Source organism: Amycolatopsis sp. NPDC000009, assembly GCF_055563465.1.
In genome coordinates this window covers 123,899-137,056 of sequence record NZ_JBVHDI010000005.1, presented here as the reverse complement: position 1 = coordinate 137,056, position 13,158 = coordinate 123,899, and the positions used below count along the sequence as shown (strand labels likewise).

Genomic DNA, 13,158 nt, shown 5'->3' with positions numbered 1-13,158 from the left:
GCGCGAAAGAGTGGGTTTCCCCGGTGTTGCGGTGACCGGGGGTGACCGCCGAATCGCCCGAACGGCAGAGCGTCCCGTCCGGTTTGAGAGGCTTGGCCGATGGCGGATCGTTATCTCACCGTGGCGGGCACCGGGGTCCACGAGATCGAAATCCGGCGGTCGCGCTTCCTGTGCGCGCTCGCGCCGGTCACCTCGGAAGAGGCCGCCCGTGAGGTGATCGCCGCCAGGAAGAAGGCCGATCCGGCGGCCCGGCACCACTGTCACGCGTTCGTGTTGGGCGCCGACGGGCGCACTCAACGTTCCAGCGACGACGGTGAGCCCGCGGGCACGGCGGGCACCCCGATGCTCGAGGTGCTCCGCCGCCGGGAGCTGACCGACACGGTCGCGGTGGTGACCCGCTACTTCGGCGGGGTCCTGCTCGGGGCCGGCGGCCTGATCCGCGCGTACGGGCAGGCCGTCTCGGAGGCCGTCGACGTCCTCGGTGTCCGGGAGTACCGGCGGCTGCGGCTGGTGGAGGTCGTCGTCGACTACGACCGGGCCGGACGGCTGGAGAACGACATCCGCTCGTCGCCGTACCTCCTGCACGCGGCCCGCTTCGAAGACGTCGCGCACTTCGACGTCGGGCTCGCGCCCGACCAGGGCCCCGCGTTCCACGCCTGGCTCGCCGACCTCACCGGCGGGGAGGCGCTCGCCGAGGAAATCGGCGAAACCTGGCTGCCCGCCTCGTGAGTGGTAAGGACGGTTCTAACCGTCCTTGCCACTCACGAGCCCAACGCGGGTCCGCCACTCCTCCAGGGTGATCGCGTACTCGACCTCGCCCTCCTCCGTGCCGGGGATCGGGTTGTCGAAGTGCTCGTGAAAGGTTCGGACGTGCCGCATCCCGATCTTCTCCATCACGCGCCGGGACCCCAGGTTCACCGCCATGGTCGCCGCCCAGATCCGCCGGGCCCCGAATTCGGTGAACCCCTTCTCCAGGATCGCCACCGAACCCTCGGTCGCGTACCCCTTGCCCCAGGACGACCGGTTCAACCGGTAACCCAGTTCGGGATCATCGGTGTGGTGACCGCGCAACGGGCGGAAATGGAACCAACCCAGGAAATCCCCGCTCGATTTCTCGATCGCCGCCCAGAATCCGTAACCGGGGAAACGCTCGTAGTAACCGAGAAAGGCGGGAAGGTCGTGTTCTTCGATCTCCGCCCGGTCGGCGGGTTCGCCCCCATTGAGGTAACGCATGACTTCGGGGTCGTCGTAGAGCGCGAACAGATGGTCGGCGTCGGCGCCGGTGAACTGTCGCAGCACGAGCCGCTCGGTCTCCAGAAAGACACGCATCGGCAAAGCGTGGCGCCGGCGAGCCGCCCTGGCAACCGGATTACGCGGCCGCCCCGGGGCCCGCGAGGTCGTTCAGCGCCGCCGCCCCGGCCTCGGTGAGCAGGGCGGGAACGCGCTCGCCCCACCGGCCGCCCCTGGCGGGCGCCACCAGGCCGAGATGGGCGAGGCGATGCGCGGTGTGCTGGTCGCAGCAGGCGAGGCCGTCGACGAAGAGGTCCGGTTCACGGCTGCAGCTGATCTCGGCGTGGCCCTCGGCCACGGCTCTCAGGGTGGCCCGCTCACGATGGTTCAGGTCCGTCCGAAGGTCCATGGCGTGCCTCCTTTCCGTCCCGCACTGAACAGTCAAACCCATACCCCCGACAGTTTCCGTCTCCTTGGATGCGAAATCCGGGATTTCGGGCGGACTGAAGGGCGGCGAGTCGTCCACTAAGGGGTCTCACCCGGTATTCGTGGCGGAAGCGGTTCCAGTTCGGTCTTGCGCAGATGCCGGAAAATGATCGAACTGCGGAAGCCGATGATCTCCTTGCGCTTCGCCAATCGATCCACCAGGAATGCGTGGAGCTGATCGACGTCCTGCGCGGCGACGTGGATCAGGAAATCGTCGCTGCCGGCGGTGACGAAGACCGAAAGGACCTCCGGCAATTCCGCGACCGAACGCTGGAACGAGTCGATCACCTCCCGGCTCAACGGCCGCACCTGCGCCGAGACCATCGCCTGGACGCCGCGGTTGAGGCTGCGCAGGTCGATGTCGGCGTGGTACCCGCGGATGACGCCGCGCTCCCGCAGCAGCCGTGTCCGTTCCAGGCAGGTCGACGGCGCGACGCCGACCTTGCGGGCGATGTCGCGGTTCGACTGCCGCGCATCCGCCTGGAGTTCCCGGATGATCGCCGAATCAAGTTCGTCCACGCCCACTCCTTCGCCGGCTATGCCGAATATCGTTCGGCAGCGCACCTATGACCTTGCGCATCAGCCTAACTTCGGCGCAATCAGCCGACTAAATGCGCAGGAGGAAGCGAGATGTCCGTACAGGAGTTGATCGTCCGGAGGGGGCGCCGGTCCGGGGTGACGACGATGGTGGCCGTGCATTCGAGCGTGCTCGGCCCGGCCGTCGGCGGCTGCCGGTTCAAGGTCTATCCACGTCTCCACGACGCGATCGACGACGTGCTGCGATTGTCCGCGGCCATGACGCGCAAATGCGCGGCCGCGGGCCTGGATTTCGGCGGCGGCAAGAGCGTCGTCGCGCTCGACACCGTGCCGACCGTCGGGCAGCGGCGCGACATCCTGCTCGACCACGCCGACCTCATCGCGTCACTCGACGGCGCGTATGTGGCTGGCCCCGACGTCGGAACCGGTCCGGACGACATGCTCGTACTGCGCGAGCGGACCCGGCACGTCTTCTGCCTGCCCGAGGAGCACGGCGGCACCGGTTCGTCGAGCGGCCCGACCGCCGTCGGCGTGCTCGCCGCCCTGCGAGCAGGCGCGCGGGCCGTCTTCGGTGACGCCGAGATGGCGGGCCGCAAAGTGGTCGTCAGCGGATACGGCTCGGTCGGCGCCCACCTCGCCGCGGACCTCTCCGGGCGGGGTGCCGAGGTCGTGGTGTCCGATGTGGACGAACGACGCCTCGCCGCGGCCCGCGACCAAGGCCTGCCCCTGGTCCGGCCGGAGGAAGTGGTCGGCGTCGAGGCCGATGTCCTGATCCCGGCCGCGGTCGGTGGCGTGTTCGACAAGGGAACCGAGGTCAACGCTCCGCTGGTCGTCGGCCCTGCCAATAACCAGCTCACCGACGACACAGTGGCAGCCGATCTCGCCGCGAAGGGAGTCCTGTGGATCCCCGATTTCGTCGCGAGCGCCGGGGGAGTGGTCTACACGCTCGGCAGGGAAGCCCAGAACCTCACGCACGAACAGGCCATCGCCCGCGTCGAAGCCCTGGAGGAGACCACGCGAAGGATTCTCGACGCCGCTTCGGCCAACGGCACCACACCGTTGGCCGAAGCGGACGCGCTCGCCGAAGCGAGGCTCACTTCTGGTGCGGAGCCACGTACTCCTTCGCCTCGGGAGCCTCGAACAGCGGCTTGACGTAGCGGACCCCACCCTCGGCCGACGCGTCCGGTGTCGCCGCGTACACCTGACGTGTCGCCGGGGTGCCCGCCTTCGAGAAGTCCAGCGCCGCCACCAGGTCACCCGTGCTCGCCGACGTCGTCTGCTTCAGCGCCGCGGCGATGCCGTCCCGGGTGAGGTCCTTGTTCTCGCAGGCCTTCTTGAGCACCGTGCCCCAGACCTCGCCGACCGCGTAGCCGTACGGGATCCCGCCGTTCGGGGTCTCCTTGTACGCCGCCTTGTACTTCGTCGCGACGTCCTTGGCCTTGGGGATGTCTGCGGAGAACGGCACGCTGCTGGCGACGATCGTCAGCTTGTCCAGCGCGTTCGCCGCCGGGCTCTTCAGCAGCACCGGATCGAACACGGGGTTGTTGCCGAGTACCGGGACGTTCAGCCCGAGGGCCTTGTTCGCCGCCAGCGCGGAACCGGTCTGGGCAGGCGTGGTGGTCAGGACGATGGCCTTGACGCCGTCGCCCTTGAGCCCGGTGACGATGTTGGTGAGGTCGTTGTCCGTGGAGGTCACCTTGACCTCCTTGACCGTCAGATTGTGCTTCTTCGCGTAGAACTGCGAGCCGCGCAGGCCGTTCTTGCCGTACTCGCCGTCGATGTAGACGTGCCCGATCGTGTCGCCGTCCTTCACCAGGCCCTGTTCCTGGAAGTACGACAGCCCGTCGATGATCTCCAGGTCGTACGTCGTCCCGACGATCATCACGTACTGGTTGTCGAGCAGTTCCGAAGACCACGACGCGGGCGCGGCGACGGTCTTGTCCGAAGCGATGTTCTGCTTCAGCGCGGCCACCACGGGCGAGCCGAGCAACTGCACGAAGCCGAGGACCTTCGGCTCGATCTGCGGATACAGCGTCTTCGCCGTGTCCGCCTTGTAGCCGTGGTCGACGGTCTCAAGTTTGACCTGGCGGCCGCAGGCCCCGCCCGCGGCGTTGAAGTCCTTGGCCCACAACTCGTTCCCCTGCGTGATGCCGAGCCCGAGGTTCTTGAACACCCCGGTCTTGTCGGTCATCACGCCGAGGGTGATCTCAGACGCCGTCACTCCTTTGTCGGTTTTGACGCCCGAACCGTCCGCCCCCGAGGACCCCGAGTCGCCCGCCTTCGTGCTGCACGCCGAGAGGGCGAGGACCGCCGCCAGCGCGACGGCCGGATATGTGCGCTTCATTTGTCTTGCTCCTCCGGGAGATGAGGTTTCCTTGCTGACGTGATCCGGCGGCCGATCGCGGCGAGCCCGCCCGGTTCGAAGAGCACCACGAGGATGATCGCGGCGCCGTAGACGAACGAGCTGACCAGGATCGGGGTCAGTGCGCCGTCGCCGGTTCCGGAGAACCAGCCGAGATCGGCGGAGTACAGCGAAAGCACTTGCGGCAGCCCGTTGACGATCAGCGCGCCCACCAGCGCGCCGGGCACCGAGCCGAGTCCCCCGATGATGACCATCGCCAGGAAGGCGATGGAGATGTTGATGCCGTACGTGCCGAATTCGCTCTCGTCGGGTTTGAGGATGTCGAACCACAGCACGGTCATCGCGCCCGCGAGCCCCGCGTACGCCGACGAGACGGCGAACGCGCCGGCCTTGGCGCGTGTGACGCTGACGCCCATCACGGACGCGGCGGCCTCGTTGTCCCGCACCGCTCGCCACGACCGGCCGACCCGGCTGCGCACGGCCGCCTTGGCGATCACGAACGCGAGCACGGTCAGCAGCAGGAACAGGTACCAGAGCCGCTCCGCCTGCCGGATCGGCACGCCCATCAGCACGATTTCGGGGCCGCCGTTGGTGAACGGGAAACCGAACAGCGAGAACGGTTCGGGGCTGCGGCCGGTCGACGTCCCGCCGGTCAGGGTCTCGGCCGACTGTCCCAAGTAGAGCCCGAGGAACACCAGCGAAAGCGACGCGACACCGAGGTAGATCCCGCGCAGCCGTCCGGAAACCGGCGCGAACGCCAGCCCCAGCAGTGCGGCGATGACGACCGCGCCGACCAGCGAAAGGCCGGGATCGAGGCCGAGCCCGAACACGCGCTCGTCGTCGACCGGTCCGGAAAGGACGGTGTACCCGGTCGCGCCGGCCAGGAGGAAGAACGCGTGCGCCAGGGACAACTGCCCGGCCTGCCCGACCAGCATGGTCAGGCCGATGGCGCCGACCCCGCCGATCATCATGTACTGCCCGGCCTTCAGCCAGGCGGCGTCGAGGTACAACGGGATCGCGAGCAGGACCACCAGCAGCGCGACCCAGGCCAGCGCTTTGAGGAGGCGTCCCCGATCGCGTTTCGGGGGCGGTGCCGTCGGGGCGGCGGGAGGGGCTTTCACGGCGGTGTCAGACACGTGTGCTCTCCCTTGTCCCGAACAACCCCGACGGCCGCACCACCAGGACCACGAGCATCACCAGGAAGACCGCGCTCTTGGAGAAGTCGAACGACACGTACTGCGCCGAAAGCGCCTCGACCAGCCCCACGACCAGGCCGCCCACCACCGCGCCCGCCGTCGAGTCCAGCCCGCCGAGGATGGCCGCGGGGAACGCCGCGAGCGCGATGGAGTGCGTGCCGCGGGACAGTCCCGCGCCGGAGAAGTCCTGCGTGGCGATGAAGAGCACCGCGACCCCGGCGAGCACGCCGGCGACCACCCACGCGGTCGCCGTCACCCGGGAACTGCGGATTCCCATCAGCGCGGCGGCTTCGCGGTTCTCCGCCTGGGCCCGCATCGCGACGCCCCAATTCGAATACTTGAACGCCACCGTGAACGCGGTGATCAGCACCGCGGCGACGACCAGCGCCACCAGATGCGTGCGGAACAGGGTGATCCCGCCGATCTGGAACGGTTGCGCGTCCCAGGCGTCGCCGAGGAACGGCAGCGTGACACCGAGGCGCCGCACGATCTCTTCGGTGATGATCACGTCGACGCCGATCGTCAGCAACGCCAGGCTGTTCGCGTCCGCGTGGCGAGAGCGGGACAGCAGGAACCGTTCCAGCAGGAGCGCGAGCAGACCGGCCGAGACGATGCCGACCAGCGAGGCGCCCGCCCAGCCGAGCGATTCGCGGGTCACGACGACCAGGTAGCCGCCGAAGAGCACCAGCGAGCCGTGTGCGAAGTTGACCACTTCCGTGGCCTTGAAGATGATCACGAAACCCAGCGCCAGCAACGCGAACACCGCGCCCTTGCCGAGTCCGTTGACCACGAGTTGCAGGAAAGTGTTCACGCCGTGGCCTCCGTGCCGAGATATGCCCTGATCACGTCCGGATCCGACTGGACGTCGGCCGGTGTTCCGTCGGCGATACGCTTGCCGAAGTCCAGCACGGTGACCCGGTCCGCGATGCCCATCACCAGCCCCATGTCGTGTTCCACCAGGAGAATCGAGATGCCGAGTTCGTCGCGGACGTCGCGGATCGTCCCGGCCAGTTCGGCGGTCTCGGTCGCGTTCATGCCCGCCGCGGGTTCGTCGAGCAGCAGGAGGACCGGTTCGACGGCGAGCGCGCGGGCGAGGTCGACCCGTTTCACGGCGCCGTAGGGCAGCGCGCCGACCGGGAGATCCACCAGCGCGCCGATGCCGAGGAAATCGCAGATCTCCCGCACCCGCGCGGAATGCCGTCGTTCGGCGCGAACCGTCCACGGCAACCGGAGCCCGCAGGCGAGGAAGCCGCCCTTGGTCAGCGCGTGCCGTCCGAGCATGACGTTGTCGAGCACGGTCGAGCCGGGGGAGAGGGCGGCGTTCTGGAACGACCGGCCGACGCCGAGGCGCGCCAGCCGGTGCGGCGGGAGTCCGGAAAGGACGGCGTCGCCGAGCCGGACGCGCCCGGTGTTCGCCCGGTACAACCCGCTGATCACGTTGAAACAGCTGGACTTCCCGGCGCCGTTCGGCCCGATGAGCGCGTGCAGCGAACCGGAGCCGACGGTGAAGGAGACGTCGTCGAGCGCCCTGATCCCGCCGAAGCGCAGGGTCACGTTCTCGACGTGCAGTTCGGGAGGCGTCATCCGGCCCACCTCGACAGGCTGCGGCCCGCGAGCTGCTTGCGGGCGTCGGCGGCTTCGGCCTCGGCGGTGGCTTGCGATTCGGCGTGGCCGCCGAGGTAGAGCCGCTGGACCTCTTCGCTCGCCGCGAGTTCGGCCGTCGTCCCGGCGAGCGCGACCCGGCCCACCTCCAGGACGATCGCGTGATCGGCGACGCGCAACGCCATCACGGCGTTCTGCTCGACCAGCACCACGGCGGTGCCCTGTTCGTGGATCTCGCGGATGATGTCGCCGATCCGCTCGACGATCTTCGGCGCGAGACCGAGCGAGGGCTCGTCGAGCAGTAGGAGCCGCGGGCCGGACATCAGCGCGCGGCCGATCGCGAGCATCTGCTGCTCGCCGCCGGAGAGCAGGCCAGCGCGCTGTTTGGCCCGCTCGGCCAGGACGGGGAAGAGTTCGTCGACGCGTTTGCGAGCGGCGGCGCGCTGCCCGGGGGAGCGGGCGCCGATCCCGCCGGCGCGCAGGTTCTCCTCGACCGTCATCCGCGCGAAGACCTGGCGGCCCTCGGGGACGCCGACCACGCCGAGACCGACGATGCGGGCCGGGTCCAGTTTGGTCAGTGGTTTGCCGTCGTAGCGCACCTCCCCGGCGGAAACCGAGCCGCGGTGCATACGCAGCGTGCCGGAGACCGTACGCAGCAGGGTCGACTTCCCGGCCCCGTTGCTGCCGAGGACGGCCAGTACTCCATCAGGTGAAACGTCGAGGTCGACCCCGTGCAGCGCGGCCACCGATCGGCCGTACCGCACCTGGAGATCACGAACACTCAGCAAGCCGCCTCCTCCATCCGTGTGACACGAGTCACGATCGGTGGCGGTCATCCTGCGTGGGCACCCTCCGCCGCGTTACCCCCACCTGGAGACCCACACGGCTACAAAACGGACACAGCGCATTTCGTCCTCTGGATGCGGTAGTTCGGCGTCGAACTACCGCATCCAGAGGACGAAACGCGTCAGAGGAGGCCGGCTTCGGAGGCCTTGCCGATGGCCTCGACGCGGTTCCGGGCGCCGAGTTTGTGCAGCGCGGACTGCAAGTAGGTCTTCACCGTGTTCCGCGCCAGGCCGGTCGATTCCGCGATCTCCGGATTCGTCTGCCCCTGCGCCGCCAGTCGTAGAACCTCGTACTCGCGCCGCGTCAGGCCGCTGCGGGCCAGCGCGTCGGACCGCTGGCCGTCGTCGGGGAAGATGCGCGGATCGACGACGCGTTCGCCCTTGAGCACCTGCCGCAGCGCCGCCACGAGATCGGTCCCGGCGACGTCCTTGAGCAGGCAGCCGTGCGCCCCGGAGTCCAGCGCGGCCCGAACCCCCTGATGGTCGCCGTGCGCGGTGAACACCACGATCCGCCCGGCCGGGTGCGCACGCCGGAGTTCGGCGATGACCTCGGGCGCGAGCATGTCCGGCAGCCGCAGGTCCAGCAGGATCAGCGCCGGTTTCAGCTCGCCCGCCCGCCGGATCGCGGCCCGGCCGGTCTCGGCCGAACCGACCACGGTCATCGCCGGGTCGTAGCGCAGCAGCAGGCTCACCCCGTCGCGGACCACCGGATGGTCGTCCACGACGAGCACCGTCACCGGCGACGGCACGGTTCCGGCACCCATGCGCGCAGCGTGCACCCGTCGTCCTCGTCGCGGACCAGGCTGACCCGGCCGCCGAGCCGCGCGGCGCGTTCGGCCAGCGCGCGCAGCCCCATCCCGGTCCCCGGCTCGGGTTCTTCGTCCCCGGAACGATGCCCGGTCCCGTCGTCGGCGACGACCACCTGCACGCCGTCGTCGCTGGGCAGCAGGCTGACCACGACGGACAGCGCGTCCGCGTGTTTCTCCACGTTGAGCAGGCCTTCCCGCACGGCCGCCACCAGCACGCCGGTGCGTTCGGCGTCGAGCCGCGGCACCGGCGCGAGCTGGACGAAACGCGCCGGGACGCCGCAGCGGGCCTGGAACGAGCGGCAGTGCTCGGCCAGCTCCACCGGCAGCGCGCGCTCCGGGCTCGACTCCGACAACGCCAGCAACGACTCGCGCAGCGCCCTCGACGCGGCCGACACGTCGCCCTCCAGCCGCCGCAGCCGTGATTCGAGCGCGGGGTTGTCGCTGATGTCCTCGTGCAGGTTCCGGACCTGGACGCCGATGGAGAACAGCAGCGCGCCGACCGAATCGTGCAGCGCGCTCTGCATCCGGAGCCGCTCGGCGGACAGCGCGGTCTCGCGGTCGGACTCGGCGACCGACGCCAGTTTCAGCGCCCGCCCGGCCTCGGTGGCGATGTCTTCGAGGGACTGGACCGCGTCGTCGCCGAAGTCGCGGCGCTCGCGCATGGCGGCGTACGCGATGGCGACGGTCTCCGTCCCGCTGACGATCGGGACGGCGATCATCGCGGCGAGGCCCTCGCCGCGCACCTGCGCGTCGAACTGGTGGGTGATGCTCGGCGAGTTGACGTAGTCGTTGACCCTCACCGGCTTGCCCAGCGCGAGCACCCGCCCGCCGATGCCCTGGCCGATGGGCACGGCGAGGTCCTGCAGCGCGTCCGTGCGGGTGCCCGACATCCAGCGGATCACCGCCTGTTCCGGCCCGGTCAGCTCGGCGACGAAGCCGGAATGCGTGCCGATGGACTCGCGGATCAGGCGCGCGGTGCCGTTGAGCGCCGCGACCCGGTCGAGGGTGGCGAGCAGCTCTTCGCGCTCGCGAAGAAGCCCGCCGAGCACCGCGCTGTGCTCGGCGGCGAGGTCTTCCGCGGCGTGCCGTCTCGCCGTCACGCGCTCACGATCGCATATCGGACGTGGTTTCCGACACACCCGTCCGGAGAGGTTCGCCGATGCGTTCTCGCCCGCGGTTGTCTTGAATGGACCCCGTGGAGATCCTGGCCGACGCCGCGACACTGGCGCTGTACACGACCGACGCCTCCAACTACCGGCACGTGCCGAAGGGTGTGGTGCTGCCGCGGGACGTCGACGAGGTGATCGCGGCCGTCGCCGCCTGCCGGGAGGCCGGGCTGCCGGTGATCGCCCGCGGCGGCGGGACCAGCGTCGCGGGCAACTCGTGCGGGCCGGGCGTCGTGATCGACACGTCGCGCCACTTCGGCGGCGTCCTCGGCCTCGATCCGGAGACGCGCACGGCGAGGGTCGCCCCGGGAACCGTCCTCGACGACCTCCAACGGCTCGCCGCGCCGCACGGGCTGCGGTTCGGCCCCGACCCGTCGACGCATTCGCGCTGCACGATCGGCGGGATGATCGGCAACAACGCCTGCGGATCGCATTCGGTGGCCTGGGGCCGCACGGTCGACGTCGTCCGGGAGCTGGACGTGCTGCTCTACGACGGTACCCGGCTCACCGTCGGGCCGACCTCGCCGTCCGAAGTGGACGCGCGGGCGGCCAGGCCCGGGACCGAAGGCCGGGTCTTCACGGAACTGCGCGCGCTCGTCCACGACAATCTGGCGCTGCTGCGGACGGAGCTGTCCTCGTTCAGCAGGCGGGTGTCCGGCTACGGGCTGGAGCACCTGTTGCCGGAGAACGGTTTCGACGTCGCCAAGGCGCTGGTCGGTAGCGAGGGCACCTGCGTCACCGTGCTGGAGGCGACGGTGTCCCTCGCCGAGGTGCCACGACGCAAGGTGCTCGCGGTGCTCGGCTTCGAATCCGACATCGCCGCGGCCGACGCGGTCCCGGAGATCCTGCCGTGGTCGCCGCTGACCGTCGAGGGCGTCGACGCGGACCTCGTCGCCCTCCTCGAGCCAGGCCGCGCCGACGGGCTTCCGCCGGGCGGCGCGTGGTTGTTCGTCGAGATGGCCGATCCGGACAAGGCGCGCGGGCTGATCGACGGGCTCCGCGGCGCGCTGACCGGATCCGCGCTGCTGGACGACACGGCCGCGCAGAAGCGGCTGTGGCGGATCCGGGAGGAGGGCGCCGGTCTCGCGACCCGGCTGGCCGGGGGCGAGGAGGCTTGGCCGGGCTGGGAGGACGCGGCCGTCCCGCCCGAGCGCTTAGGTGCCTACTTGCGGGAGTTCAAGCAGCTCATGCGGGCGCACGGGCGCAAGAGCGTCGTCTACGGCCACTACGGCGAGGGCTGCCTGCACCTGCGGTTGGACTTCGACCTCCTGTCACCGCAAGGGATCGCCGGATTCCGCTCGTTCCTCGAAGAGGCGGCGGACCTGGTCGCCGCGCACGGCGGCTCGCTGTCCGGGGAACACGGCGACGGGCAGGCGCGCTCGGAACTGCTGACCCGGATGTACAGCCCCGAAATCCTCGCGCTTTTCGCGCGGTTCAAGGAGATCTTCGATCCGTCGGGCATGATGAACCCGGGCATTCTGGTGAACCCCAGGCCCGTCGACGCCGATCTCCGCGTCCGGCGCGCGCCGCTGGACCTCGAAGACGTCACCGCGCTCGCGTACCCGGAGGACAGGGGGAGCTTCGGGCAGGCGATGCGGCGCTGCGTCGGCGTCGGGAAGTGCCGCAACACCACCGGCGCCGGCGTGATGTGCCCGAGCTACCGCGCCACACGCGAGGAGAAGCACTCGACGCGGGGACGCGCGCATCTGCTCGCCGAAATGGTGAACGGCGAACTGATCACCGACGGCTGGCGCTCGGAAGAAGTCGCCGAGGCGCTGGACCTCTGCTTGTCGTGCAAGGGGTGCCTGTCCGATTGCCCGGTCGACGTCGACATGGCGACGTACAAGGCGGAATTCCTGCACCAGCACCACAAGGGACGACTGCGCCCGGCGTCGCACTACTCGATGGGCTGGCTGCCGGTGTGGCTACGCGCGGCGTCGCTGGCGCCCCGGCTGGCGAACACGATGTCTCGCCGGTTCTCCGGACTGCTGAAGAAGCTCGGCGGGATCGCGCCGGAGCGGGACCTGCCGACGTTCGCCGCGGTGCCGTTCACGCGGCGTCGCGCCGATCTCAAGCGCTGGGCGACCGGCTCCAGGCCCGTGGTGCTGTGGCCCGACTCCTTCAACAACTACCTCACGCCGGACGTCCTCGACGCCGCGGCCGAGGTGCTCACCGCCGCCGGTTACGACGTCGTCCTGCCCGATCGCGGCGTCTGCTGCGGACTGACGTGGGTGTCCACCGGGCAGCTGGATGTGGCGAAGAACGTGTTGCGCCGCACGCTTTCCGTGCTCGAACCGTATCTGCGATCCGGCTACCTGGTGGCCGGTCTGGAGCCGAGCTGCACGGCGCTGTTCCGCGGCGACCTCCCGGCGCTCCTGCCCGGCGACCCGGTCGCGGAACTGCTCGCCGAACGGACCAGGACCTTCGCCGAACTCGTCGAGGACTCGCCGCTCGAATTCCGGTCACTGGACGTCGAAGCGCTCAGCCAGGTGCACTGTCACCAACACGCGGTGCTCGGCTTCGACGCCGACGAGGCCGCGATGCGCGCCGCGGGTGTCCACAATTCCACAATGGACTCCGGTTGCTGTGGACTGGCGGGCAACTTCGGCTTCGAACGCGGGCACTACGACGTTTCCGTCGCCTGCGCCGAGGACCGCATGCTGCCCGCGATCCGTGCCGCGGCCGAGGGCACCGAAGTGGTCGCGGACGGCTTCAGCTGCCGGACGCAGATCGAGCAGCTCGACGGGCGGCGGGCGCTGCACCTGGCGGAGCTGCTGAGGCGCGCGCTGCCTTAAGCGCCGCGATGCCCGCCTGCCTGGTGGCGGCACTGGAGGCGTTGCGAAAGCCACTTTCGCAACCTTCAACGTTGCGAAAGTGGCTTTCGCAACACGCCACTTTCCTTACCTCTCAACGACCCTCTTATCG

At 69.7% G+C, this 13,158-nt stretch carries 13 protein-coding genes; 3 read left to right on the top strand and 10 right to left on the bottom strand.

What is annotated here, in order from left to right; all coding sequences use genetic code 11:
- Positions 1–99: 99 nt before the first annotated feature.
- Positions 100–729, top strand: coding sequence for a YigZ family protein (locus ACZ3HL_RS16655; protein ID WP_465531825.1), 630 nt, complete (start codon positions 100–102; stop codon positions 727–729).
- A gap of 15 nt (positions 730–744) precedes the next feature.
- Here the strand turns inward: ACZ3HL_RS16655 and ACZ3HL_RS16650 are convergent, their stop codons facing one another.
- The 3 genes from ACZ3HL_RS16650 to ACZ3HL_RS16640 all read right to left on the bottom strand — a co-directional run bounded on the left by ACZ3HL_RS16650 (position 745) and on the right by ACZ3HL_RS16640 (position 2,235).
- Positions 745–1,329, bottom strand: a complete 585-nt coding sequence (locus tag ACZ3HL_RS16650) for a GNAT family N-acetyltransferase (protein WP_465531823.1) — start codon at positions 1,327–1,329, stop codon at positions 745–747.
- A gap of 40 nt (positions 1,330–1,369) precedes the next feature.
- Positions 1,370–1,639, bottom strand: a complete 270-nt coding sequence (locus tag ACZ3HL_RS16645) for a hypothetical protein (RefSeq protein WP_465531821.1) — start codon at positions 1,637–1,639, stop codon at positions 1,370–1,372.
- A gap of 116 nt (positions 1,640–1,755) precedes the next feature.
- Positions 1,756–2,235 (bottom strand): Lrp/AsnC family transcriptional regulator, encoded by a 480-nt coding sequence (locus ACZ3HL_RS16640; protein WP_410650873.1) that lies wholly within the window; start codon positions 2,233–2,235, stop codon positions 1,756–1,758.
- 111 nt (positions 2,236–2,346) lie between these two features.
- Between ACZ3HL_RS16640 and ACZ3HL_RS16635 the strand changes: the two genes are divergently transcribed.
- Positions 2,347–3,405 carry a Glu/Leu/Phe/Val dehydrogenase dimerization domain-containing protein gene (locus tag ACZ3HL_RS16635; protein ID WP_465531819.1) on the top strand — a complete coding sequence of 353 codons (1,059 nt, stop codon included), beginning with the start codon at positions 2,347–2,349 and terminating at the stop codon, positions 3,403–3,405.
- Here ACZ3HL_RS16635 and ACZ3HL_RS16630 read toward each other — a convergent pair.
- The 7 genes from ACZ3HL_RS16630 to ACZ3HL_RS16600 all read right to left on the bottom strand — a co-directional run bounded on the left by ACZ3HL_RS16630 (position 3,347) and on the right by ACZ3HL_RS16600 (position 10,167).
- Positions 3,347–4,597 (bottom strand): ABC transporter substrate-binding protein, encoded by a 1,251-nt coding sequence (locus tag ACZ3HL_RS16630; RefSeq protein WP_192746071.1) that lies wholly within the window; start codon positions 4,595–4,597, stop codon positions 3,347–3,349. The genes ACZ3HL_RS16635 and ACZ3HL_RS16630 overlap by 59 nt on opposite strands.
- Positions 4,594–5,751 (bottom strand): branched-chain amino acid ABC transporter permease, encoded by a 1,158-nt coding sequence (locus tag ACZ3HL_RS16625; RefSeq protein ID WP_465422225.1) that lies wholly within the window; start codon positions 5,749–5,751, stop codon positions 4,594–4,596. The genes ACZ3HL_RS16630 and ACZ3HL_RS16625 overlap by 4 nt, the downstream gene beginning before the upstream one ends.
- Positions 5,744–6,622: a branched-chain amino acid ABC transporter permease gene (locus ACZ3HL_RS16620; protein ID WP_465422226.1), complete on the bottom strand. Its 879-nt coding sequence runs from the start codon at positions 6,620–6,622 to the stop codon at positions 5,744–5,746. Before ACZ3HL_RS16620 ends, ACZ3HL_RS16625 begins: the two co-directional genes overlap by 8 nt.
- Positions 6,619–7,395, bottom strand: a complete 777-nt coding sequence (locus ACZ3HL_RS16615; protein WP_465422227.1) for an ABC transporter ATP-binding protein — start codon at positions 7,393–7,395, stop codon at positions 6,619–6,621. Before ACZ3HL_RS16615 ends, ACZ3HL_RS16620 begins: the two co-directional genes overlap by 4 nt.
- Positions 7,392–8,201 (bottom strand): ABC transporter ATP-binding protein, encoded by an 810-nt coding sequence (locus ACZ3HL_RS16610; RefSeq protein ID WP_465422228.1) that lies wholly within the window; start codon positions 8,199–8,201, stop codon positions 7,392–7,394. Before ACZ3HL_RS16610 ends, ACZ3HL_RS16615 begins: the two co-directional genes overlap by 4 nt.
- A gap of 179 nt (positions 8,202–8,380) precedes the next feature.
- Complete coding sequence (locus ACZ3HL_RS16605) at positions 8,381–9,022, bottom strand: response regulator (protein ID WP_465422229.1); 642 nt, start codon at positions 9,020–9,022, stop codon at positions 8,381–8,383.
- The gene (locus ACZ3HL_RS16600; RefSeq protein ID WP_465422230.1) at positions 8,992–10,167 is read right to left on the bottom strand and encodes a GAF domain-containing sensor histidine kinase; all 1,176 of its coding nucleotides are present in this window, start codon (positions 10,165–10,167) and stop codon (positions 8,992–8,994) included. Before ACZ3HL_RS16600 ends, ACZ3HL_RS16605 begins: the two co-directional genes overlap by 31 nt.
- Before the next feature lie 86 nt (positions 10,168–10,253).
- Here ACZ3HL_RS16600 and ACZ3HL_RS16595 point away from each other — a divergent pair, with 86 nt between their 5' ends.
- Positions 10,254–13,028: an FAD-binding and (Fe-S)-binding domain-containing protein gene (locus ACZ3HL_RS16595; RefSeq protein WP_465531817.1), complete on the top strand. Its 2,775-nt coding sequence runs from the start codon at positions 10,254–10,256 to the stop codon at positions 13,026–13,028.
- The last annotated feature ends 130 nt before the right edge of the window (positions 13,029–13,158 follow it).